This is a genomic window from Paenarthrobacter nicotinovorans, assembly GCF_021919345.1.
GTDB classification, from domain to species: Bacteria; Actinomycetota; Actinomycetes; order Actinomycetales; family Micrococcaceae; genus Arthrobacter; species Arthrobacter nicotinovorans.
This window is the reverse complement of the sequence record NZ_CP089293.1, coordinates 1,212,542-1,234,997: the sequence shown is the minus strand read 5'-3', so window position 1 is coordinate 1,234,997 and position 22,456 is coordinate 1,212,542. Positions and strand designations below refer to the sequence as shown.

The 22,456-nt window shown below is 63.5% G+C and carries 22 protein-coding genes and 1 pseudogene; 7 read left to right on the top strand and 16 right to left on the bottom strand.

All coding sequences use genetic code 11. The features are described from left to right. Positions 1–66: 66 nt before the first annotated feature. The 6 genes from JMY29_RS05920 to JMY29_RS05895 form a co-directional block, all read right to left on the bottom strand. Positions 67–1,173, bottom strand: coding sequence for a BMP family lipoprotein (locus JMY29_RS05920; RefSeq protein ID WP_018777260.1), 1,107 nt, complete (start codon positions 1,171–1,173; stop codon positions 67–69). A 243-nt stretch (positions 1,174–1,416) separates the two neighbouring features. Then, on the bottom strand, positions 1,417–2,439 hold the full coding sequence (locus JMY29_RS05915; protein ID WP_018777259.1) for an NADP-dependent oxidoreductase: 1,023 nt from the start codon (positions 2,437–2,439) through the stop codon (positions 1,417–1,419). Next, positions 2,436–2,867, bottom strand: coding sequence for an organic hydroperoxide resistance protein (locus tag JMY29_RS05910; RefSeq protein ID WP_018777258.1), 432 nt, complete (start codon positions 2,865–2,867; stop codon positions 2,436–2,438). The genes JMY29_RS05915 and JMY29_RS05910 overlap by 4 nt, the downstream gene beginning before the upstream one ends. Before the next feature lie 65 nt (positions 2,868–2,932). Further along, entirely contained in the window at positions 2,933–3,367 is a 435-nt protein-coding gene (locus JMY29_RS05905; RefSeq protein WP_018777257.1) for a MarR family winged helix-turn-helix transcriptional regulator, read from the bottom strand. A gap of 121 nt (positions 3,368–3,488) precedes the next feature. Next, complete coding sequence (locus JMY29_RS05900) at positions 3,489–4,694, bottom strand: amidohydrolase (RefSeq protein ID WP_018777256.1); 1,206 nt, start codon at positions 4,692–4,694, stop codon at positions 3,489–3,491. Between the two features lie 109 nt (positions 4,695–4,803). Further along, entirely contained in the window at positions 4,804–5,901 is a 1,098-nt protein-coding gene (locus tag JMY29_RS05895) for a mannose-1-phosphate guanylyltransferase (RefSeq protein WP_018777255.1), read from the bottom strand. Positions 5,902–6,235: 334 nt separating this feature from the next. On the opposite strand from JMY29_RS05895, the gene sdhC reads away from it, so the two are divergent. From sdhC to JMY29_RS05870, 5 genes are all read left to right on the top strand, one after another. Beyond that, a complete protein-coding gene (gene sdhC, locus JMY29_RS05890) occupies positions 6,236–6,571 on the top strand; it encodes a succinate dehydrogenase, cytochrome b556 subunit (protein ID WP_026267095.1) in 336 nt (111 codons plus the stop codon). Positions 6,572–6,574: 3 nt separating this feature from the next. After that, on the top strand, positions 6,575–7,036 hold the full coding sequence (locus JMY29_RS05885; RefSeq protein WP_017197835.1) for a succinate dehydrogenase hydrophobic membrane anchor subunit: 462 nt from the start codon (positions 6,575–6,577) through the stop codon (positions 7,034–7,036). 100 nt (positions 7,037–7,136) lie between these two features. Continuing rightward, the gene (sdhA, locus tag JMY29_RS05880; RefSeq protein WP_018777253.1) at positions 7,137–8,936 is read left to right on the top strand and encodes a succinate dehydrogenase flavoprotein subunit; all 1,800 of its coding nucleotides are present in this window, start codon (positions 7,137–7,139) and stop codon (positions 8,934–8,936) included. Next, entirely contained in the window at positions 8,936–9,718 is a 783-nt protein-coding gene (locus JMY29_RS05875) for a succinate dehydrogenase iron-sulfur subunit (protein WP_018777252.1), read from the top strand. Before sdhA ends, JMY29_RS05875 begins: the two co-directional genes overlap by 1 nt. A gap of 115 nt (positions 9,719–9,833) precedes the next feature. Further along, complete coding sequence (locus JMY29_RS05870; RefSeq protein ID WP_018777251.1) at positions 9,834–10,601, top strand: alpha/beta hydrolase family protein; 768 nt, start codon at positions 9,834–9,836, stop codon at positions 10,599–10,601. A 72-nt stretch (positions 10,602–10,673) separates the two neighbouring features. Here the strand turns inward: JMY29_RS05870 and JMY29_RS05865 are convergent, their stop codons facing one another. Further along, positions 10,674–11,975 carry an ABC transporter substrate-binding protein gene (locus JMY29_RS05865; RefSeq protein ID WP_189075913.1) on the bottom strand — a complete coding sequence of 434 codons (1,302 nt, stop codon included), beginning with the start codon at positions 11,973–11,975 and terminating at the stop codon, positions 10,674–10,676. A 109-nt stretch (positions 11,976–12,084) separates the two neighbouring features. On the opposite strand from JMY29_RS05865, the pseudogene JMY29_RS20960 reads away from it, so the two are divergent. Both JMY29_RS20960 and JMY29_RS05860 read left to right on the top strand, forming a co-directional pair. After that, positions 12,085–12,852: pseudogene (locus JMY29_RS20960) on the top strand (glycoside hydrolase family 43 protein); the annotation flags it as partial. Positions 12,853–13,005: 153 nt separating this feature from the next. Next, positions 13,006–15,201, top strand: a complete 2,196-nt coding sequence (locus JMY29_RS05860; RefSeq protein ID WP_189076084.1) for a hypothetical protein — start codon at positions 13,006–13,008, stop codon at positions 15,199–15,201. 16 nt (positions 15,202–15,217) lie between these two features. Here JMY29_RS05860 and JMY29_RS05855 read toward each other — a convergent pair whose 3' ends face one another. The 9 genes from JMY29_RS05855 to JMY29_RS05815 form a co-directional block, all read right to left on the bottom strand. Then, entirely contained in the window at positions 15,218–15,370 is a 153-nt protein-coding gene (locus tag JMY29_RS05855) for a hypothetical protein (protein WP_018777248.1), read from the bottom strand. 18 nt (positions 15,371–15,388) lie between these two features. Then, a complete protein-coding gene (locus tag JMY29_RS05850) occupies positions 15,389–16,474 on the bottom strand; it encodes a YihY/virulence factor BrkB family protein (RefSeq protein WP_189075914.1) in 1,086 nt (361 codons plus the stop codon). After that, positions 16,401–17,078, bottom strand: coding sequence for a 2'-5' RNA ligase family protein (locus JMY29_RS05845; protein WP_189075915.1), 678 nt, complete (start codon positions 17,076–17,078; stop codon positions 16,401–16,403). Before JMY29_RS05845 ends, JMY29_RS05850 begins: the two co-directional genes overlap by 74 nt. A gap of 4 nt (positions 17,079–17,082) precedes the next feature. Continuing rightward, a complete protein-coding gene (gene trpS / locus JMY29_RS05840) occupies positions 17,083–18,192 on the bottom strand; it encodes a tryptophan--tRNA ligase (protein ID WP_039240278.1) in 1,110 nt (369 codons plus the stop codon). Between the two features lie 20 nt (positions 18,193–18,212). Then, complete coding sequence (locus tag JMY29_RS05835) at positions 18,213–19,046, bottom strand: exodeoxyribonuclease III (RefSeq protein ID WP_189075916.1); 834 nt, start codon at positions 19,044–19,046, stop codon at positions 18,213–18,215. A 10-nt stretch (positions 19,047–19,056) separates the two neighbouring features. Continuing rightward, positions 19,057–19,623, bottom strand: a complete 567-nt coding sequence (locus tag JMY29_RS05830) for a hypothetical protein (RefSeq protein WP_189075917.1) — start codon at positions 19,621–19,623, stop codon at positions 19,057–19,059. A gap of 139 nt (positions 19,624–19,762) precedes the next feature. Further along, complete coding sequence (locus tag JMY29_RS05825; RefSeq protein WP_055974659.1) at positions 19,763–20,596, bottom strand: ABC transporter permease; 834 nt, start codon at positions 20,594–20,596, stop codon at positions 19,763–19,765. Further along, entirely contained in the window at positions 20,593–21,447 is an 855-nt protein-coding gene (locus JMY29_RS05820; RefSeq protein WP_064721934.1) for an ABC transporter permease, read from the bottom strand. The genes JMY29_RS05825 and JMY29_RS05820 overlap by 4 nt, the downstream gene beginning before the upstream one ends. Continuing rightward, positions 21,440–22,369, bottom strand: coding sequence for an ABC transporter ATP-binding protein (locus JMY29_RS05815; protein ID WP_189075918.1), 930 nt, complete (start codon positions 22,367–22,369; stop codon positions 21,440–21,442). Before JMY29_RS05815 ends, JMY29_RS05820 begins: the two co-directional genes overlap by 8 nt. Between the last annotated feature and the right edge of the window lie 87 nt (positions 22,370–22,456).

Below are 22,456 nucleotides of genomic sequence, written 5' to 3'. Positions count from 1 at the left end.
CCTAGTCAGGGCAAAAACGCGCCGCCAGTACCGGGGCTCGGTACTGGCGGCGCGTCCAGGAATTGCTTACTTCTTGGGGCTTGCCTTCGATTCGACCACGAGCTTGCCGGAGACGATATCCGCCTTCAGAGCGTCAAGTTCGGACTTGGTTTCTGCAGAAACAGCCGAGTCGAGATCGTGGAACGGGGCAATGGCCACGCCGTCGTTCTCCAACGTGCCAACGTAGGCTTTGTTGCTGAACTTGCCGTCCTTGTCGTCCTTCACCACGGTTTCGACGGCCTCGCCCATCTGCTTGACCACGGAGGTCAGCATGAGGTCCTTGTATTCGGGAGCCGTCAGGTAGCCGTCGGAGTCAACCCAGATCAGCTTGACGTCCTTACCGGCGGCTTTGGCTTCCTTAAGCGCGGCACCGGCACCCTTGCCAACCGGACCGGCGACGGGCATGACGATGTCCGCGCCCTGGTCCAGGAGGTTGATGGTGACCTGCTTGCCGGTGTCCTGCTTCTCGAAGTCGCCGGTGAAGGAGCCGTCCTGGGTGTTCTTGTCCCAGCCGACAACCTGGACGTTCTTGTTCTTGGCCTTGTTGTAGGCCTGGACGCCGTCGTAGAAACCATCCATGAAGATCGTCACCGTGGGGATCTTGATGCCGCCGAAGGTTCCCACCTTGCCGGTCTTGGTGGTTGCAGCAGCGGCGTAGCCCGCAAGGTATGCAGCCTGGGCGGTGTCGTACACGACGGGCTTGACGTTGGCGATCGGGGCGTCGTACGCGAAGTCGATGATCGCGAAGTGCTTGTCGGTGTTCTTTTCGGCAGCGGCCTTGGTGGCGTCGCCCAAGAGGAAGCCCACCGTGACAGTCAGGTTGCAGCCTGCGGAGACCATGCCGTTGAGGTTGGTCTCAAAGTCGCTGTTCGCCTTGGATTCGGCCGACTTGGTCTGGATGCCCAGATCTGCTTCGGCCTTCTTCAGTCCCTCGAAGGAGGACTGGTTAAACGACTGGTCGTCGAATCCGCCGGAGTCGGAAACGATGCATCCGAGGAAGTCGCTCTTGGTGGCGGCGCCGGATCCGGCGTCGGGGGCCTGGCCACAGCCGGTCAGCAGGAGCGCTGCTGCGCCGACGGTTGCAACACCGGCCATTGAACCGCGCTTCAGGGTGGCACGCAGTGGTTTCTTCAATTTTCCTCCAGGAAGAAAGTGATTGGCGCTACGACGGATGGTCAATGAGTGTCCGTTTCCTATACCTGAGGCAGAAATTCTGTTTTCACTGATGCTCGCAGCTGCGCCGAAGCGCATTGATGACACCACCCTAGTGGCCTGGAACACACCCGGATAGCACAAAGGCGGCCTGCCGCTCAGATTGTTGACTTTTTGTTACCAAGCAGTAGCCGGGTGTGCAAGTCACACCCGGCTACTGTCGCATCACAGGCGGACGAGCATCTTTCCTGTGTTCGCTCCATCCAGCAAATCAATGAACGCCTGGGGCGCATTTTCCAAGCCGTCGACGATCGTCTCGTCGTAGCTGATGGTGCCGTCGGCAAGCCATCCGGCCATCTTTTGGGCAAACTCGGCAGCATGCTGGCGCTGCCCGCCGACGAGGAACCCGCGAAGGGTCAGCTGCTTGCCGATCGCCACTGCCATGTTCCGCGGCGCTGCCGGAGGTTCAGTGGAGTTGTACTGGGCGATCGCACCGCACATTGCCACGCGTCCGCCTACCGTGAGCGTTGCCAGGGCGGCCTCGAGGTGTTCCCCGCCAACGTTGTCGAAGTACACATCGATGCCGCGCTCCCCTGCAGCTTCCTGGAGCTGCTCGAGGACGGGACCATCGTTGTAGTTGAACGCGGAGTCGAAGCCCAGTTCCAGCAGCCGTGCGACCTTTTCCGGCGAACCGGCGCTGCCGATGACCTTGGAGGCGCCCATGGCCTTGGCAATCTGGCCCACCATGGAACCGACTGCACCGGCCGCTCCGGAGACGAACACGACGTCGCCCTCTTTGAACTCGGCAACCTTCAGCAGGCCGGCATAGGCCGTGAGGCCGGTCATGCCCAGCGCGCCGAGGAAGGCCGAGGTGGGAGCGAGTCCGCCCGGCACCGGCGTGGTGGCCGCAGCGTCAACCACCGCGTGTTCGCGCCACCCCAGTTGATGCACGACGACGTCACCCACCTTGTGCGCGTCCGAACGGGACGCGATCACCTCACCTACGGCACCGCCGTCGAGCGCTGCATCGAGGCGGAACGGCGCCGAGTACGACTTGACGTCGTTCATCCGGCCGCGCATGTAAGGATCCACGGACATGAACTGGTTCTTCACCAGGAGCTGGCCTTCAGCGAGCTCCGGCAGTTCAGCCTGTGCCAGACGGAAGTTCTCCGGCGCCGGACGGCCGACGGGGCGGGAGGCAAGGTGGATTTCGCGGGTCTGCACCGGGGTGCCTGCTACGGCGCTCATGCTGCGAACTCCACGAGCTTGAGGTCAACGTTCATGTTGCCGCGGGTGGCGTTGGAGTAGGGGCAGATCTGGTGCGCCTTGGCCATCAGGGCTTCGGCGGTTTCGCGGTCCAGGGCAGGCAAGGCGATCTCGAGTTCGGCAGCGAGGCCGTAGCCTTCGCTGTCGGTCAGCGCGCCAAAGTGGATCTTCGCCGCAACGGCGGAGTCGCTGACGTCGGCACGCTCCTTGCGGCCAACCAGCCGCAGCGCCGAGTGGAAGCAGGCTGCATAGCCGGCTGCGAAAAGCTGCTCGGGGTTGGTTCCCTGGCCGTTGCCACCGAGTTCCACCGGGCTGGCGAGGGCTACATCCAGCTTGCCGTCCTTGGTGCGGGCGTTGCCGTCACGGCCTTCGCCGGAGGCAAGCGCCTCCGCTGTGTAGAGAGTCTTCATGGTGTTTCCGTTTCTCTTCGGGAATGGGATGGCTTGGAAAAATTCAGAGTGAGCTGTTCAGGGCCTCAAAGTGAGCTGTTCAGGGCTGCGGTGAGCTTGCCGAGAGTTGCGTGGAGCTGCTCGATTTCGGCTGCGGAGAGTCCGGCAGCGTCGGCCAACCGTTGGGGCACCGCCTGGGCCTTGGCGCTCAGCGCTGTTCCGGCGGCGGTCAGGACCACATCCACGCGGCGTTCGTCCTCGGCGGAGCGTTTCCGCTCAACGAGCCCCAGGCCTTCAAGCCGTTTTAGCAACGGCGACAATGTTCCGGAGTCCAGCCCCAGTTCGGCACCGAGTTCCCGGACACTTCGCGGCTCCTGCTCCCACAACACCAGCATCACCAGGTACTGCGGGTAGGTCAGGCCGAGGTCGTCGAGGACGGGGCGGTAGACCGCCGTCGCGGCCTTTGATGCCGAGTACAGCGCAAAGCAGACCTGGTGGCGGAGGCGGGGTGCATCACTCATGGATAAAACGATAGTGCACAATTCAATTGTGCACAACTCAATTGGAGGCAGGCTGCCCAAGCAAGGGACAGCGAATGCTCCAAAGAGGGCTCAACGGGACATCTGCTGTCCCCCGGTTGGACTACTGGGGAAGGTCGCGGATGGTACGGAGTGCAGCCGCAGTGAGGACGCGGACAGCGTAGCCAAGGGCGCGCTCATCAACGATGAAGTCGCCGCGGTGAAGATCGTATTCCTCGCCGCCGGGGGTGTGCGTACCCAGGCGCATCATGGCGCCGGGCAGGTCCGCCAGGAACCACGCAAAGTCTTCGCCGCCCATGGACTGCGGGGTGAGCACAACAGCGTTCTCCCCCAGTTCCGCGCGGGCAGAGGCTTCGATGAGGGCCGTCTCATGCTCGGAGTTCACCACGGGAGGCACGCCGCGGGTGTGCTCCAGGTGCACGTCCACGCCGTAGGGCGCAGCGACCTGCCTGACGACGTCGTCCAGCAACTCGCCCGCACTGTGCCAGGCATCGCGGTCCAGGCAACGCATGGTGCCGGCCATGTAGCCCGTACCGGGAATGGCGTTCGGCGCCGAACCTGCCGAAATCTGTCCCCACACCACGGAGACGCCACTGCGGACGTCCACCCGGCGGGACAGCACTGCGGGAACATTCACCGCTATCTGGGCCAACGCGAACACCAGGTCCTCGGTCAGGTGCGGCCTGGAGGTGTGTCCGCCGCGGCCGGAGAGCTCGATTTTGATGGTGTCCGACGCTGACGTGATGGCGCCGATGCGCGTGCCGATCTGGCCCACGTTGATCCTCGGGTCGCAGTGCAGTGCCAGGATGCGCGGCACGCCCTCAAGCACCCCCTGCTCGATGCAGGACAACGCGCCGCCTGGCATCGTTTCCTCGGCGGGCTGGAAAATGATCCGCACAGTGCCGCCCAGCGGGTTGTTCTTGTGCATCCGCTGGAGTGTCAGGGCAATGCCCAGCATCGCAGTGGTGTGGACATCATGTCCGCAGGCATGCGTCACGCCGTGGTTCTTGGAGGCGAACGGCAGGCCGGTTTCCTCGATGATCGGCAAAGCGTCAATGTCCCCGCGAAGAGCCGTGGCGATGGGACCCTCCCCCACGTCGACGGTGAGCCCGGTTCCTTCGAGCCGGCGCGGCTTGAGTCCGGCTGCTTCGAGCCGCTCCACCAGTTTGTCCGTGGTGCGGAATTCCTTGAACGACAGTTCCGGGTGCGCATGGAGGTCCCGGCGGAACTCAATGAGCCCGGGGAGCAGCTCATCAACCCAGGGACTCACAACGGGGGCGGGCTCGGTTTCAGTCGTGTAATTGCGCACGTCACAACTCTAGCCATCCGGGGCTCCTGAAGACCGAAAGCCACCTCTTGGTTACGCCGCGTTCAGACGCAGGACAAGCAAAGAGGTGGCTCACGGTATAAGGCTCGGGCTACAGGACGTCCGTGTCGCCGCTGGCTTTCAGGGCGTCAACGGTGCCTTTCACCAGTTGGGCATGCTCTTTCGTGGTGACCAGCAGGGCATCCGGGGTGTCCACGATGACCACGTCTTTGATACCGATCAGGGCGATCACACGCTTGGTGTCCGAGACCACCACACCGCTGGCATCCTCCGCGAACACGCGTGCGCCCTCGCCGAGAACCGTCACTTCGTCGACGTCGCCGGCGTTGTTCAGGCGACCGATCGCGGCAAAGTCGCCAACGTCGTCCCAGCGGAAGGTGCCAGGCACGACGGCGACGTCGCCGGCTGCCGCTGCGGGCTCGGCTACTGCATAGTCAATCGCAATCTTGGGCAGGGTGGGCCACACACGGGCGGTAACCTCAGCCCGCTGCGGGGTGTCCCAGGCCTCGGCGATCTCCTGGAGGCCGGCGAAGAGTACGGGCTGGTTGGCTTCAAGGTGCTTGAGCATCAACGCGACGGGAGCCACGAACATGCCCGCGTTCCAAACGTAGTCGCCTGCTTCGACGTACTTGTTGGCAACTTCCTGGCTGGGCTTCTCCACGAATTCGGCCACCGCCAGCGCGTTCGGAGCGCCGTCAACGTTGAGCGCAGCGCCCGAACGGATGTAGCCGAAGCCCGTGGAGGCGTGGGTGGGCTTGATGCCGATGGTGACAATCTTGCCCGTGGCTGCGGTGTAGATCGCCTCCCGGACAGTCTCCTGGAACAGGTCGTCGGGGCTGATCACGTGGTCAGCGGCGAAGGACCCCATGATGGTCTCCGGATCGCGGCGGTAAAGGATGGCAGCGGCCAGACCGATCGCCGCACCTGAATCCTTGGGCTCGCTTTCGAGCACCAATTCGTCGTCCCCAACTTCCGGGAGCTGGCGGCAGACAGCCGCACGGTGGGCCTCGCCCGTCACTACCAGTACGCGTTCGCCGGCCAGTGGCTCCAGGCGGTCGTAGGTAGCCCTCAACAAGGTGCTGCCGGACCCGGTCAGGTCGTGCAGGAACTTAGGCGCGGCGGCACGCGAGAGCGGCCATAGCCGGGTCCCCACACCGCCCGCCGGAATAACCGCATGGAAGCGGTTCATGGGCGATTCCGGGTATTTCGCGTCTTCTGTACTCACCGCAACACTTTATCCGACGCAAGCGGTAAGCTCCGCAGAACGCCACGCATGTGGCGTTCGTCTCAGACAGTATCCAAAATCGCCTGAATCCGGGCAGGAAACATGGAATTAACACGCAGAGAAGCCCGTCCTAAATTGAATATGCTGTGAGCGAAGCCTAGATTTAGGCGTGAGCTACGAGTGCTCTCGCAGCAGGCGTTCCCCCCGCGTGGATCCCATGCCAGCGCCGCTGTGTTGCAGGAAGGTTTAATCAGTGCCGACAAAACCAGCTGGCACCTTGTACCGCGGCCGTGAAGGCATGTGGTCCTGGGTTGGACATCGTATTACCGGTGTAGTGATCTTTTTCTTCTTGTTGGTCCATGTGTTGGACACCTCATTGGTGCGCGTGTCCCCTGAGGCCTACACGGCCGTCATTGGTGCTTACAAGAACCCCCTCATGGCCCTGGGGGAAACGGGCCTGGTCGCCGCGATCATCTTCCACGCCTTCAATGGCCTGCGTGTGATCGCGATCGACTTCTGGAAGAAGGGCGCAAAGTACCAGCGCCAGATGCTCTGGGTCGTGCTTGCGCTGTGGCTGGTCACGTTCGCCGGCTTCGCCATCCGCCACCTTTCCCTCGCGCTGGGAGGCCACTAAGCCATGACAACCATCGAATCTCCGCGCAGCGGAAAGATCGCCCCGAAGTACAACCGCACCGGCTCCAGCCGTGGCAACTTCGAGATGATCGCCTGGCTCTTCATGCGCCTCTCCGGCATCGTCCTGGTAGTGCTGATCTTCGGCCACCTCTTCGTTAACCTGCTGGTAGGCGAAGGCATCCACGCCATCGATTTCGGTTTCGTCGCCGGTAAGTGGGCCGATCCCTTCTGGCAGTTCTGGGACCTGGCCATGCTGTGGCTTGCCATGCTGCACGGCACCAACGGTGTCCGCACCATCATCAACGACTACGCCGAGAAGGATTCCACGCGCTTCTGGCTCAAGATGGTTCTCTACGCAGCCACGCTGGTCATCATCATCCTCGGCACCCTGGTGATCTTCACGTTCAACCCGTGCCCCGTCGTCGACGGCGTTCAGCTTCCTGGCGGATTCTGCCCGGCCCCGTAGCGGCCCGTGCCGCATTGGCGTGGCCGGCTTGCCGGCCCGCCTGACGTAGCGGAGCAGCCTCCGCCGACCATCTGAATTTTTGAAAGAGAGAGCATCTGGTATGCAGGTCCATAAGTACGACGTCGTCATTGTCGGTGCAGGTGGCGCCGGCATGCGCGCCGCGATCGAGTCCGGTCAGCGTGCACGCACAGCGGTACTGACCAAGCTCTACCCCACCCGCTCGCACACCGGTGCGGCCCAGGGTGGTATGTGCGCAGCACTGGCCAACGTCGAAGAAGACAACTGGGAATGGCACACCTTCGACACCATCAAGGGTGGCGACTACCTGGTTGACCAGGACGCAGCCGAGGTCATGGCGAAGGAAGCCATTGACGCCGTGCTGGACCTGGAAAAGATGGGTCTGCCATTCAACCGCACGCCTGAAGGGCGCATCGACCAGCGCCGCTTCGGTGGCCACACCCGTGACCACGGCAAGGCTCCTGTCCGTCGCGCTTGCTATGCAGCCGACCGCACGGGCCACATGATCCTGCAGACCCTGTACCAAAACTGCGTCAAGCACAACGTTGAGTTCTACAACGAGTACTACGTCCTTGACCTGCTGATCGTCGAGGAAGACGCCGTCCGCGAAGACGGCACGCCGTACAAGCAGAAGCGTGTCGCCGGTGTGGTCTCCTACGACCTCGCCTCGGGCGAGCTGCACGTCTTCCAGGCCAAGTCCGTGGTGTTTGCCTCCGGTGGCGCGGGCAAGGTCTTCAAGACCACATCCAACGCACACACCCTCACGGGCGACGGCATGGGCATCGCCTTCCGCCGCGGCATTCCGCTGGAAGACATGGAGTTCTTCCAGTTCCACCCGACAGGTCTTGCAGGCCTGGGCATCCTCCTCACCGAAGGTGCACGCGGTGAAGGTGCCATCCTGCGTAACTCGGAAGGTGAGCGCTTCATGGAGCGCTACGCCCCCACCATCAAGGACCTCGCTCCCCGTGACATCGTGGCCCGCGCCATGGCCAACGAGGTGCGTGAGGGCCGCGGTTGTGGTCCGAACAAGGACTACGTCCTCCTGGACCTGACCCACCTCGAGCCGGCCCACATCGAAGCCAAGCTCCCGGACATCACGGAGTTCGCCCGCACCTACCTGGGTGTGGAACCGTTCACCGATCCCGTCCCCGTGTTCCCCACAGCGCACTACGCCATGGGCGGCATTCCCACCAACATCACCACCGAGGTACTCCAAGACAACGACACGATCGTTCCCGGACTGTACGCCGCCGGTGAGGTTGCCTGTGTTTCCGTGCACGGCTCCAACCGCCTTGGCACCAACTCGCTCCTGGACATCAATGTCTTCGGCAAGCGTGCAGGCATTGCAGCTGCCGAGTACTCCAAGACGGCCGACTTCGTCGAGCTGCCCGAGGACCCGGAAGCAATGACCCGCGGCATCCTGGATGGCCTGCTCAGCGGCACCGGCACCGAGCGTGTTGCCCAGATCCGCAAGGAACTGCAGGACACCATGGACGCCAACATGCAGGTGTTCCGTACCAAGGAATCCCTGGAGCAGGTCCTTCGCGACATCGCATCCTTCGAAGAGCGGTACAAGAACGTCACCGTCCAGGACAAGGGCAAGCGCTTCAACCTGGACCTCCTGGAAGCAGTGGAGCTGGGCTTCCTGCTGGACATGGCCAAGGTCATGACCGTCGGTGCTCTGCACCGTGAAGAGTCCCGCGGTGGCCACTACCGCGAGGACTTCCCGGACCGCGACGACGAGAAGTTCATGAAGCACTCCATGGCTTACCTGGACACGTCCGTCACTGCCGCCTCCTCGGCGGAATCCGTTGCGGGCATCCGTCTGGAGACGAAGCCCGTGATCTTCACCCGTTACGAGCCGATGGAGCGTAAGTACTAATGACGACCGAAATGGCAGAGCCCGCATCAAAGATCGAGCTTCCGGCGAGTGTTGCCGGCGACGGTGAAATTCCCACGTTCCACATCACGCTCCGCGTGCGCCGCTACGACCCCGAGATCTCGGAAGAAGCGCGCTGGGACGACTACAAGCTGACCATGTACGGCACGGACCGTGTGCTGGACGCCCTGCACAAGGTCAAGTGGGAAATCGACGGCAGCGTCTCCTTCCGTCGCTCCTGCGCCCACGGCGTCTGTGGATCCGACGCCATGCGCATCAACGGCCGCAACCGCCTCGCCTGCAAGACGCTGCTGAAGGACCTGGACACGTCCAAGCCCATCACCGTCGAGCCGATCAAGGGCCTCCCGGTGGAGAAGGACCTGATCGTGGACATGGAACCCTTCTTCCAGTCCTTCCGCGAGGTCATGCCCTTCCTGATCAACAAGGGCCACGAGCCCACCAAGGAGCGCCTGCAGTCCGTTGAGGACCGTGAGCGTTTTGACGACACCACCAAGTGCATCCTCTGCGCAGCCTGCACCTCGTCCTGCCCGGTCTTCTGGACCGATGGCCAGTACTTCGGCCCGGCAGCAATCGTCAACGCACACCGCTTCATCTTCGATTCCCGTGATGACGCCGGCGACATGCGCCTTGAGATCCTCAACGACAAAGAAGGCGTGTGGCGCTGCCGCACCACCTTCAACTGCTCGGAAGCATGCCCCCGCGGCATCCAGGTGACCAAGGCAATCGCTGAGGTCAAGCAAGCCATCCTGGCCCGCAAGATCTAACCAGCCGTTCCTCGAAGAACAGCACGTCGACGGCGCCGCTCACCTCTGCAGGTGAGGGGCGCCGTCGTCGTTAATCAACTCCCGCAACCACACATCGCAACGCAAGGAGACCAGCGTGTCACGCTCTGAGAAGATCACCTTCACGGGAAGCACCGGCGATACGCTGGCCGGAATCGTGGACGTGCCCGAGGGACCGGTACGCGGCTGGGGCCTCTACTCGCATGGTCTTACCCTGGGTAAGGACAGCCCGGCCGCTTCACGGATCTGCAAGGGCCTGGCTGAGCAGGGAGTAGGGATGCTCCGGTTCGACAACCTCGGCCTTGGCGGCTCGGGTGGCGAATGGTCCGCCGGCTCATTCAGCGTCAAGGTGGCCGACACGATCCTGGCCGCAGCCTTCATGCGTGAGCAGGGACGCGCGATTTCCCTGCTGGTGGGTCATTCCTTCGGTGGCGCAGCCGTCCTCGCCGCTGCCCGCGACATCCCCGGCCTCAACGCTGTCGTGACCGTGGCGGCGCCCTACGAGCCCAAGCACGTGGAGCACATGTTCGACACTGAGATCGACTCCATCCTGCGCGACGGCAGCGCCGTGGTTGACCTGGGAGGGCGTCCGATGGAGGTTCGCCGCCACTTTGTGGAGGACGTCGAAAGCGCTGACCTGCGCGACTGCATCCGGACGCTTCACAAGCCGCTGATGGTGATGCACTCCCCCACGGACAATACGGTGGGTATCGACAACGCCAGCGAGATCTTCCAAACCGCCCGGCACCCGCGGAGTTTCATCTCCCTGGAGGGCAGCGAGCACCTCCTCACGGGGAAGGGCCAGGCTGCGCGCGTGGCGCGGATCATCGGCGCGTGGGCCGACCCCTACCTGGAAGTCTCCTAAAGCAACGCGGGGTCACTTGTGGCCCATGTTCCACCCCTGGACGGGCCAAAAGTGACCCCGCGTTGCTCCTGGCTACTTGCCGATGGCCGCTTTGCTCTCGCTGAGCCACTGCTCGGCAGCCTTCTCAGGAGTCAGGCGTTTGAACAGGACATCGGTGTTGATGCGCGCAGTGATCTCCGAAACCGCCGTGGAACCGGTGGGGCCGATGAACGTCGGCGCGAAGTCCATCTTGCCGATCTGGTCAATGTAGGCGGCCTCAACCTTGCCTTGGGGAGTGAGCAGGTCCTGGATGGCCGTGCGCATGCCCGGGTTGCTGGGCACCCCGCGGTCGCTCTGGATGATCTTGGCGGCGGCCTCGTTGTTGACCAGGAAGCTCACCAGTTTGGCGGCGGCATCAGTGTGCTTGCTGCGGGCCGAAATCGTGTAGAACTGCGAAGACTGGAGCCAGATGCCCGCGGTGGGAGCTTCGCCCGGGAGCTTGAGCAGCTTCAGCTCCGCGCCGGAAGCCTTGCTCAGTGCTGAAAGGGAGTTGCTCCAGGTAAGCATCATGCCAGCCTGCCCCATGCCCATCAGCGTCTGCTCCGTGCTGACATTGAGCTTCTCCACGGTCTCCGAAGCGCTGGGGGCCGCGCCGGACTCGCTGAGCTTCAGCGAGAAGTCGAAGTAGTCCTGCACAGTGTCCTTGTCGAGCCCCAGCTGGCCATCCTGGGTGTACAGGGACTTGCCGCGTTGACGGGCGAAGGCGTCCAGGGAGTCGTGCGTGAGGACGGTGGCCGTGCCGTACGTTCCCTTGGGACTTTTAGCCGTCACTTCCGAGGCGGTCTTGGCGAAGTCGTCCCAGGACCAGCTGCTGTCATCCGGGACGGCTACGCCGGCTGCCTGGAAGACAGCAGGATTCACTACAACCGCCAGCGCGTTGGCACCTGTGGAGACACCGTACTGCTTGCCCTGGACCTGGCCGTTTTCCAGGGCGCCTTGGTCCAGCTTCGACAGATCCAGCGAGCCTTGGACCTTTGACAGATCCAGGAGAGCACCCCGGTTGGCGTATTCGGCCGGGTAGGCACCACCCATGGTGATCACATCGGGAGCATCGTTGGCAGCCACTTGCGTGGCCAGTTTGTCGAAGTAGCCACTGATGTCGCCGTATTCGGGCTTGACCTTGATATTGGGGTTGGCGGCCTCGAATTCCTGGATTGCCTTGTTGGTCAGTTCGGCGCGGGACGCATTGCCCCACCACGAAAAGCGGATCTCCACGGGCCCGTCCTCGGGCTGGTTTGATGAGGGGCTGGAGCAGGCCGCGGTCAGGCCCAGCATGCCCACGGCCGTCACGAAGGCCAGGGATTTGCGAATACTTCGGAGGGATTTACGCGTCATTGGGTAAGCTTCTTTCAACCTTGAGAAAACGGTTCCTGAAACGTATCAAGGCGGTGTATATTCGTCAATAGTTTTGAGCTTGAACTATTCATTCCCAGAGGAGCCCGCCGTGTCACAGCCCTTGGAACAGATCCAGATCCGGGATCCCTACGTCCTGACGCTGCCCGGCTCGCAGGAGTATCTGCTCTTCGGCAGCACGGACCGGAACATCTGGTCCGGACCAGCTACCGGGTTCGACTGTTACCGAAGCAGCAACCTCGTGGACTGGGAGGGCCCGTACCCGGCTTTCCGTCCTGCTCCGGACTTCTGGAGCAAGGAGCAGTACTGGGCGCCGGAAGTCCATGAGTACAAGGGCCGCTACTTCATGTTCGCCACCTTCACCGCTCCGGGTCACACCCGTGGGACCCAAATACTGTCGGCTGCGGCCCCGCACGGACCCTATGAACCATGGAGCGACGGCCCCGTCACGCCCCGGGATTGGGAGTGCCTCGACGGGACGCTTCATGTTGATGACGACGGCGTCCCCTGGATGGTTTTCTGCCACGAATGGAAGCAGGTCAACGACGGCGGGATGGTCGCCCAACGCCTCAGCCCGGACCTGCGTACATCCGAGGGAGAACCGGTGGTGCTGTTCACCGCCTCCGAGGCTCCATGGTCGCGAGCCTTGGAGCAGGCATCCGGCGCAGCCAAGGACGGCCCCGTGTACGTCACCGACGGTCCGTTCCTCCACAGGCTCGCCACCGGCAAGCTCATCATGTTGTGGTCCAGCTTTGCCCACAACGGATATGCCATGGGCATCGCGCGCAGCGAATCCGGGACCGTCCTTGGCCCCTGGATCCAGGAGGTGGAACCCCTGTGGAGCACCGACGGCGGCCACGGCATGATCGGCCGGAAACTGGACGGCAGCCTGTTCCTGACATTGCACCAGCCCAACAAGAGCCCCCACGAACGGGCGGCGTTCTTCCCGCTGCGGGAACTGGAAAACACAGTGGTGCTGGAGCCGGCGGGTGGGCCGCACTCCCCCGGCGGTATCGACCGGAAATCACTCGTGCGGCGCCATAACGTCCACCAACAGGAACTGGATCCCCGGAGCCCCGTATCCGTGGGCAACGGCGAATTTGCCTTCACCATGGACCTCACCGGTTTCCAGACGCTGCCCGATGCCTACCCGGTTGCTTCCCGCGATAACCTTCCGGCGGGCACCCTACTGGGCACCCAATCGCAGTGGGGCTGGCACACCATTCCGCCGGCGGAACCCTACGACCTCGCCGGGTCCACCGTCCTCTACGATTCGCCGCGCGGGCCCGTCCCTTACGTCGACATGGTGGGCGACATCGTCAACGACCGCGAGACCAACACATCCGCAGCCGAAGATTGGCTCCGTGCCAACTCCCACAGGCTAGATCTGGGCCGCATCAGCCTCCGCTGGCTCGAGAACGGTGTGGAGCGCGAGGTACAGCCCGGGGAACTCACCCCTACCGTGCAGACGCTGGACCTGTGGACCGGAGTGGTCACCAGCCGCTTCTTCCTCGCCGGGCACCCCGTCAAGGTCACGACGGCGTGCCACCCGGACCGCGACGAGCTCGGCTTCCGTGTGGAGTCGCCTGCCCTCGGGGCCGGTTTGGTGGTGGGCGTCGCCTTCCCTTACGGCTCGGGTGCATGGCATGACGCGGCCGATTGGAACAACCCGGGGGCACACCGGACCGTCCTAGCTGGTGGGACGCCATCCGATCTACATGCTGGTTCCACTGTCTGGACGGCTGACCGTGAGCTGGACGAATCGCGCTACCAGGTCCTGATCACCGGCCCGGACCTCACGGTGGAGCAAACGGAGGAGCACCGGCTGCGCGTGCTCCCGGGAAGTCCAGCCCACCCCGTCACCAACGGCGTCCTCGACTTCAGCATCTCCTTCCGCTCTTCCGGCGACGGCGACTGCCTTCCGCGGGGTGACCACAGCTCCGGTGACCGTGCGCCGGACCCGGGCGGCGCCGCCACGGCACGTACCGGCGTCGTGCTTTCTCCGGGCAGCAGCATTGCCGCGGCCTCCTCGGCCCATTGGCCCGGCTTCTGGTCCACGGGAGGTGCCGTGGAACTCCATGCCACGGAGGATCCACGGGCCAAGGAGCTGGAACGCAGGATCGTGCTGTCCCAGTACCTGACGGCGATCAACTGTTCGGGTTCGCTGCCGCCGCAGGAGACGGGACTCGTCTGTAATTCCTGGCGCGGCCGCTTCCACCTGGAAATGCACTGGTGGCATGCGGCGCATTTCGCACACTGGAACCGGGTGGAGCTGCTTCTGCCTTCCCTGCGCTGGTACGCAAGCATCCTGGAGGTGTCGCGGCAAACCGCCAAGGCACAAGGATTCGACGGCGTCCGCTGGCCCAAGCAGGTAGGTCCGGACGGGCGGGAGAGCCCCAGCCCGATCGGCACCTTCCTGATCTGGCAGCAGCCGCATCCGATCTACCTTGCCGAACTGGTGTACCGGGCCAATCCCAGCCGTGATGTGCTGGAGGAGTTCGCGGAGATCGTGTTCGAGTCGGCCGCGTTCATGGCCGGCTTCGCACACCCGACCCAGCGGGGCTTCGAGCTGGGTCCACCCCTGATCCCGGCACAGGAGAGTTACGGCTCCATCAGGGCATCGGTCACCAACCCAACTTTTGAGCTGGCGTACTGGCAATGGGGCCTGGAAACAGCTGCTGCCTGGCGCGAACGGCTGGGATTGGACCCTGTGGAGGAATGGTCTGTCGTAGCGAAGGCGATGGTGAAACCCAGGGTGATGGACGGCGTCTACGCAGCCATCGACGTGGAACCCTTCACCATCCGCACAGACCACCCGTCAATGCTGTGCGCACTGGGTGTCCTCCCCAAGACCGAGCTGATCGATCCTGACATCATGCGGGCCACCTTGAAGGACGTGCTGGCGGATTGGGACTGGGCGAGTACCTGGGGGTGGGACTATCCAGTGATGGCGATGACCGCTGCGCGCTTGGGAGATCCCGAGGCCGCGGTGGAGGCGCTGCTGTTTGATGCGGGAAAGAACACCGTGCTTCCCAACGGCCACAACCGCCAGACTGATTCGTTGCCGCTGTACTTGCCGGGCAACGGCGGTCTCCTGGCCGCTGTGGCACTGATGGCGGCCGGCTGGGACAAGGGACCCGGGCGGAACGCTCCCGGGTTCCCCGAAGACTGGACCGTGGCGTGGGAAGGGCTGGTGCAATCGCCCTAGCTGGAGGGCACTGCTCCTAACCGCGGCGGGGGCCCACTGCTGCGCCCACGAGCGCTCCGAGGCCAACGCCGATCAGGATGCCCAGGAAAGGCGAATTGAAGATCAGCTGCCCTGTTATCAAGCCCGCGGCAGCGCCCAGGAGGCAGGCGATCCACAGCTGATTGTTCATTGCGCCTCCACTGGATGCTCAGGTGCGCGGTGCTACGCGACGCGAACCGAGGACTTTCTTGCGCGGGGTCTCCCCCGATGCGAGGTCGGCCTCGCGGATGGCTGACCAGGACGCTGAGACGAGGTAGACCTGGCTCACCAGGTTGAACCAGATCAGCAGGCCGATGATGATGGCGAACGAAGCCAGGACAGGGTTGTTGCCGGAGCGGGCCAGAAGTTCCGTACTGAAGAATTGCAGAACCGTTGTCCCGACGCCGGCCAGCACCACGCCTTCGAGGAACGCCCGGCGCGTCAACGCCAGGCTGCCGGCGACGCGGAACAGGACGGCCGCCGTCGCGCAGTTCAGAAGGAGGGGGACGACGATCTTGACGACCGCCGCGATGGGGGCCGCGACGGTTTCGTCGAGCTTCAGGAGGTCGAAGAACCAGTCGGCCGCGGTGCCGAAAATCAGGGATGCCCCGGCGCTGACCACCAGGATCACGCCAAGGAGCAGCAGGGTTCCGGCGTCGATGAGTTTTTGAAGGATGGCGTTGCGGACCAAGGGGCCCAAACCCATGACTCCGCGCAGCCCCTCCCTGACGCTTGCGATCCAGCCCAGCGACGTGAAGATCGTGACGGCGGCGGCGATGACCGCGGTCCAGCCCAGGCCGGAGGGGTTCAGCAGGGACTGCGGATCCACCAAGCCCTCACCGCCATTGACCTGAAGCAAGCCGGGCGCCGCGGAGGCAACGCTGCCGATCACGGCGTCCTCCAAAATCGGATTTCCGCCCAGGACAATCCCTGCGACGGCAAAGCCCGTGGTGAGCAAACCTGTCACCGAGAAGAACATGTTGAAACCGATGCCCGCACTCAACAGGGGCCCGTGCTGTCGGGTGTAGTGCTGGAAGGAGCGCATGACGCGATTGGTGTTCAGCCGCGCCATGAACAACGCAAAGAAGGCGCCGGCCTTCTTCAGTGCGCCGTCGCCGGCACGCTTGGCATGGCCCCAGTCCTGCCGCTTCCGGAGCAGCTCAAGCTTGAGCTTTGCCAGCTCAGTTGGCAGTGGAGGAGTGTCCGCCTCCGTGGCCTGAATCCGCTTGCTGTTCTTCGTCAGTATCGCCGCCAAAGTCGAGCTCTTCCCGTAGCTGCCATATTCCGTTGGTGTCGTGCTCGTAAAGTCCCATGCTAACCACAGGGAAGGTGGCCCGGTAATCTCTGAGGACCGTTTCGGCCTCATCAAGATTTTCCTGGGCGACATCGTGAGCCACAGTGACGTGCGGGTGATAGGGGAAGGGCAGCCGCCGCTCGAGGGGACCGGTTTGAAGTTTCTCGTGCAACTGCACGCATTCTTCAAAGCCTTGTTCGACGTTGACGAACACTACCGGCGACACCGGACGGAACGAACCAGTGCCGGAAATCGTAATGTGGAACGGCTCCTGTGTGCGGGCTACTTCCCTGACGTGTTCCCGGGTGGCGTCCCAGTCCTGGGTGGGAGTGGTGGTGATCAAGGTGATGTGGGCCGGGATGACTTCGGCCATGGGATCGCCGAAGGAAGCCCGCCATTGCTGGAGTTCGCGGGCTATCTCCGGGGGGAAGCCAAGGATCACTCCAACGCACATGGCGTCACCGGCGCCGCAGTCGGCGCCGGTGACAGCAGGCTGGCGAGAGTCGTCAGGACCAACACCCTTACGGGTGTCGGTCTTGACGTTGAGCTGGCCAGCAGAGCACATGGAGTTAGCGGACCCCTTGCTCACCGTTGGCAGTCCCGCGGTACGGCAGGAAGCCGACCTTGGAGTAGACGTCAGTCAGGGTGGCTGAGGCGATTTCCCGTGCCTTGTCCGCGCCGTGTGCCAGGAGCCGGTCCAGTTCCGCGGGATCGGCCAGGAGTTCGTTGGCGCGTTCACGGATGGGAGCGAGGTGCCCCGAGACCAGTTCCGCGAGGTCGACCTTCAGGTGGCCGTACATCTTGCCCTGGTAGTCGGCCACGATCTTCTCCACCGGCGTACCACTGATGGCCGAGTAGATGGTCAGCAGGTTGGAAACGCCGGGCTTGTTCTCGCGGTCATAGCGGATCTCAGTTTCGGTGTCCGTGACGGCGGATTTGATCCGCTTGGCCACGGTCTTGGGGTCGTCCAGCAGGTTAATGAGTCCCGCCGGTGATTCCGCGGACTTGGACATCTTGGCCGTGGGGTTCTGGAGATCGTAGATCTTGGCCGATTCCTTCTGGATGAAGGCCTCGGGGACCTGGAACGTTTCCCCGAACCGGCTGTTGAAGCGGTTGGCGAGGTCGCGGCTGAGTTCCACGTGCTGGCGCTGGTCTTCGCCCACCGGTACGCCGTGCGGCTGGTACAGGAGGATGTCGGCCGCCTGCAGGATGGGGTAGGTGAACAGACCTACACTGGCGTGGTCTGATCCCTGCTTCTGGGCTTTGTCCTTGAACTGGGTCATCCGGGCGGCCTCGCCCATGCCCGTGATGCAGTTCAGGACCCATGCCAGCTGCGCATGCTCGGGTACCTGTGACTGGACGAACAAGGTGCACTTGTCCACGTCCACGCCACCGGCGATGTACTGGGCGGCAGTAACGCGGGTGCGTCGTGCGAGTTCCGCAGGATCCTGGGGCACGGTGATGGCGTGCAGGTCCGGAATGAAGAAGACGGCGTCGTACTCATCCTGCATGCGGACCCAGTTGACCAAGGCGCCGAGATAATTGCCCAGGTGCAGGGAGTCCGCGGAGGGCTGCATGCCGGACAGGACACGGTGCTTGGCGCCGACTGCCGGTTTGGTGGACGTGGCGGCTTCCGGTGCGGCCACCGGGTCGGTTTCAGTCGTGGTGGAACTTGTCATGGAGAAATACCTTAGGGAGCTCAGAGCCGGTAGTCGACTACCAGCGGTGCGTGGTCGGAGAAACGGGTGTCCCACGAAGGCGCCCGGTCCACCACAGCGGAGAAAGCAGCTGCAGCAAGGTCCGGCGTAGCCAGGTGGTAGTCGATGCGCCAGCCAGTGTCAGTGTCAAAGGCCTTACCGCGCTGGGACCACCAGGTGTAGGGGCCGGCGACATTTCCTGCCAGGCCCCTGTGGACATCCCTCCATCCGATTTCTTCGCCGAGGAAGCGGTCAAAGTAGGCGCGCTCCTCCGGGAGGAAGCCGGCACGCTTGACGTTGCCCTTCCAGTTCTTGATGTCGAGTTCCGTGTGTCCGACGTTGAGGTCGCCAACCACCAAGGCGTGGTCGCTGTGCTTGGCGAGCTCAGGGAGCCGGGTGATCATGGCGTCCAGGAAACGGAATTTGTCGTCCTGCTTGGGGGTTCCCACTTCGCCGGAGTGCACATAGGCGCTGACCACGGAGAGGGTGGTGGACTCCCCCGCACTGTTCTTTAAGTTGAAGTCCGCTTCGACCCAACGACCGGAAGTGTCGAAGTAGGAATCTCCGATGCCAATCCGGGTAGCCGTGGGCTCTTCGCGGGATGCAATGGCAACACCGGCACGGCCCTTGGCTTCAGCTTCGGTGTGGAGGATGTGCCAGCCTTCGCCGATCAGCTTCCGGACGATGTCATCGGGGGCGCGGACTTCCTGCAGGCAGAGAATGTCAACCTCGCGGGGCTCCAGCCATTCCGCCATGCCGTTCTTGTAGGCAGCCCTGAGGCCGTTGACGTTGACTGATGCGATGCGAAGGAAGTCCTTCTTCAATGCCGTACTCACCCGCTCTACTCTAGTCGATGATGGTGCCGGCAACGGGCTCGTCCGAGCCGCCGGAAGACTTGATCATATCCCTGGCGTTGGTGGCCGTAATGGCAATGGTTTCCAGCGCACGGTTGATGGTGTCCTGGTCCGCGGCAGCGCCCTTTGCACGCTCCCCGTCAACCACGCGCACCTGCACCTGCACGATCTTGAACGAGTGGTCCAGCTTGAGGTCACGAACCTCATCGGCCTGGCTGCGCTCGGCCACCACCCGCGTGCCACCGTTGTCCGCAACGTTCGACGACGGCGCGCGACCGGTTGCCGAGTTGAAGGCGGCTTGGGCTTCGCTCAGCTTTGCCCCGGCCCGCTGTGCAGCCCTGCGGATGCTCAACACGACGAAGGTGGCAAGGGCCAGCCAACCGAAGGCGACGACGGCAACTACCCAGCCCACCACGTCGTTCTGGTTTGCCGCGAAGATGACGGCCACCAGGAAAGCGATGATGACAACGGTCATGCCCAGGCCGCCGATGCGGAAGCCCTTGAACATGCCTTTGCCGGCGGGGGACGTGGACGGGTGCGGGTCACCGAGAGATTGCATGAGCCCATTCTCTCAAACCCCGAAAGGTGCCCGGGACTCTTCCACGGACGGCGAACACGAGCCCCCTTCCGTGGGAGTTTTTGTACACCAGATGCCCTCAACACGCCCTTTTACGGGCAGGAGGTGTACAAAAACTCCATCACTTGAGGAACAGCCGGCGCAGCCTTCCGGTGGTCAGCATGATGCCGAGCGCAATCATCACGACGTAGTAGCCCACATGGATGGCCGTGGCCGGGCTGAAAGACCCCACGCTGATCTGCCGCAGCAACTCCACACCGTGCCACAACGGCATGGCCTGGATAAACCACTGGATGACCTGCGGGTAGACGCTGAGCGGGTAGAACGTGGCGCTGAACAGGAACATGGGCAGCAGGAAGAAGTTGATCCAGTCCATTTGCTGGAACGTCTTCATGAAGCTGGTGATGCCCATGCCGAAGCTTGCGAATCCGAAGGCGATCAGCACCGACGCCGGGATGACCAGGAGGGACCACCAACTGGTGAGCAGGCCCATGACACCCATGACCGCGGTGAACCCGGTGGCATAGAGAAGTCCCCGCAGCAACGCCAGGAAGATCTCGCCAATGGCGACATCCAGCGGCCCCAAGGAGGTGTAGAGCATCCCCTGGTAGAGCTTTGCGAAGTTCATCTTGAAGAAGACGTTCCAGGTGGAGTCGTAAATGGCGCCGTTCATGGCGGACACGGCGAGGAGCGCCGGTGCGATGTAGGCCGCGTAACTGATTTCCTGGCCGCCTGGGCCTTCGACTGTTCCGACGATCGAGCCCATGCCCACGCCCATGGCCAGCAGGAACAGCACGGGCTCAAAGAACCCGGACACCAGGACCAGCCAGGTACTGCTCTTGGCCGCCATCAGACCACGGCCCACAACAGCCCTTGCGTTGCGGGAGTACAGGGAACCAAACTTGCGTTCGCGGGCATGGTCGGTGGCGCTGTGGCCACCCGTGAGGACACTCATGAACCCATCCTTTTCACGAACTGCCGGCGCACGAGCACCCAGCCCCCAACGGCAGCCGCCACCAGGAACACCACGTGGGTAATGGTGAGCAACGGCGGTTCATCCAGTCCGTACGTGAACACCCTGCCCAGCTCGGTTCCATGCCAGACCGGCGAAATCCAGCCGATCCAGCGGACAGCCAAGGGCAGGGTATCCAGCGGGAAGAAGGTCCCGGAGAACAGGAACAAGGGCATCACAATGAACCGCTGCACCAGCGCGAACTGCCCTTTGTCCTGGGTGATGCTTGCCGCATAGGCCATCAGGGGCAGGCCAAAGGACAGCGCCGCCACGGTCGCCACCAGCGCAGAGACCCAGCCCCACGGACTCGGTGAAGCTCCAAAGATGGCCACTACCGCGAAGTAGACCACTGATTGGAGGAGGAAGCGCAGGGAGCTCGCCATGATGTGCCCGCTGGCGATCTGCTGCGGAATCAACGGCGAGGCGTGCGGGCCATAGAACACCCGGCGCCATTTGAAGCCATCCATGACGGGGTACGAGAACTCACCGGACGCCGTCATCACCGCTGCGGAGACCAGCAGCGCCGGCGCAACGAATTCCAGGTAGCTGACGCCGCCGAACGCCGACGCGCTGTTGGCGTCCACCAACGTGGCCAGCCCGACTCCCATGGCGAACAAGTACGCAACGGGCTGCCCCACGCTGTAGAGGACCACGGACCAGCCGTAGTTGCGCATCACGCGGAGGACTTGCTCCGCATAGTAGAAGGAACCCCAGCGGCGAGCCCTGGCGGCCGAAACCTGCGGCGAGTGGGCCCGCAAAGGCTGCTCCGTCGTCGTGGTTTGCTTCTCAGTCAACGAGGCTCCTGCCGGTCAACCGGAGGAACACGTCCTCCAGCGATGAGCGGCGGACCAGCGAGGTCATGGGCCGCAGCCCGCGGGCGGACACCTGCTCCAGCGCGGCCTCGCCGTCGTGCGCGTAGATCAGTACGCGGTCCGGGAGGGTCTCCAGCCGCTCACCGATGCCTTCAAGTTCGACGCCGATGGTCGCGTTCCGCTCGGACCCGAACCTGAGCTCGAGTACTTCGCGCGAGGAGTGCTCGCGGATGAGGTTGGCAGGCGAACCCTCCGCCATGATCCGGCCCTTGTCCACCACGATCAGACGGTCACAGAGTTGCTCCGCCTCGTCCATGTAGTGGGTGGTCAGGATGAGGGTGACGCCGCTTTCCTTGAGCCGGAACAGCCGGTCCCAGAGGATGTGGCGGGCCTGCGGATCAAGGCCGGTGGTGGGTTCGTCCAGGAGGAGTATGCGGGGCTCGTTGATCAGCGAGCGGGCGATGGTCAATCGCCGCTTCATGCCGCCTGAGAGCGCGTCCACCTTGGAACTGGCTTTGTCGGTCAATTGCGCGAACTCGAGCAACTCGTCCGCCTTCGGACGCAAGTAGCGCAGGGGCAGGCCGAAATAGCGGCCGTACACGATCAGGTTCTCGCGGACTTTGAGTTCTTCGTCCAGGTTGTCCTGCTGCGGCACCACGCCCAGATGCGCCCGTACCTCGGGGCCGTGGGTCTCGGGGTCCAGGCCCATGATGCTCAGCGAGCCCGACGTGCGCTGGGAGACGCCACCGATCATTTTCATGGTGGTGGACTTGCCTGCACCGTTGGGCCCGAGCAGGCCGAAGGACTCCCCCGCCGGAACGTCGAAGGAGATGTTGTCGACGGCGGTGAGGTCACCGAAGGCCTTGGTGAGGTTCCGGGCACTGATGACGGTGGGTCGGTTCATGTCGAAGCCGGGTTGCTGTGATTCTGACTGTGTTGGTGACGGTGTCGATGACGGTGTTGGAGACGGTGACGGGGAGCGGATTGCTTC

What these genes read in the sequence shown, in the direction of transcription:
- JMY29_RS05865 (WP_189075913.1), bottom strand. Translation starts at nt 11,975, where the DNA reads ATGACGCGTAAATCCCTCCGAAGTATTCGCAAATCCCTGGCCTTCGTG.
- JMY29_RS05910 (WP_018777258.1), bottom strand. Translation starts at nt 2,867, where the DNA reads ATGAAGACTCTCTACACAGCGGAGGCGCTTGCCTCCGGCGAAGGCCGT.
- JMY29_RS05845 (WP_189075915.1), bottom strand. Translation starts at nt 17,078, where the DNA reads ATGTGCTCTGCTGGCCAGCTCAACGTCAAGACCGACACCCGTAAGGGT.
- JMY29_RS05855 (WP_018777248.1), bottom strand. Translation starts at nt 15,370, where the DNA reads ATGAACAATCAGCTGTGGATCGCCTGCCTCCTGGGCGCTGCCGCGGGC.
- JMY29_RS05915 (WP_018777259.1), bottom strand. Translation starts at nt 2,439, where the DNA reads ATGAGCGCCGTAGCAGGCACCCCGGTGCAGACCCGCGAAATCCACCTT.
- trpS (WP_039240278.1), bottom strand. Translation starts at nt 18,192, where the DNA reads ATGACAAGTTCCACCACGACTGAAACCGACCCGGTGGCCGCACCGGAA.
- sdhA (WP_018777253.1), top strand. Translation starts at nt 7,137, where the DNA reads ATGCAGGTCCATAAGTACGACGTCGTCATTGTCGGTGCAGGTGGCGCC.
- JMY29_RS05875 (WP_018777252.1), top strand. Translation starts at nt 8,936, where the DNA reads ATGACGACCGAAATGGCAGAGCCCGCATCAAAGATCGAGCTTCCGGCG.
- sdhC (WP_026267095.1), top strand. Translation starts at nt 6,236, where the DNA reads ATGTGGTCCTGGGTTGGACATCGTATTACCGGTGTAGTGATCTTTTTC.
- JMY29_RS05895 (WP_018777255.1), bottom strand. Translation starts at nt 5,901, where the DNA reads ATGAACCGCTTCCATGCGGTTATTCCGGCGGGCGGTGTGGGGACCCGG.
- JMY29_RS05825 (WP_055974659.1), bottom strand. Translation starts at nt 20,596, where the DNA reads ATGAGTGTCCTCACGGGTGGCCACAGCGCCACCGACCATGCCCGCGAA.
- JMY29_RS05885 (WP_017197835.1), top strand. Translation starts at nt 6,575, where the DNA reads ATGACAACCATCGAATCTCCGCGCAGCGGAAAGATCGCCCCGAAGTAC.
- JMY29_RS05830 (WP_189075917.1), bottom strand. Translation starts at nt 19,623, where the DNA reads ATGCAATCTCTCGGTGACCCGCACCCGTCCACGTCCCCCGCCGGCAAA.
- JMY29_RS05905 (WP_018777257.1), bottom strand. Translation starts at nt 3,367, where the DNA reads ATGAGTGATGCACCCCGCCTCCGCCACCAGGTCTGCTTTGCGCTGTAC.
- JMY29_RS05815 (WP_189075918.1), bottom strand. Translation starts at nt 22,369, where the DNA reads ATGAACCGACCCACCGTCATCAGTGCCCGGAACCTCACCAAGGCCTTC.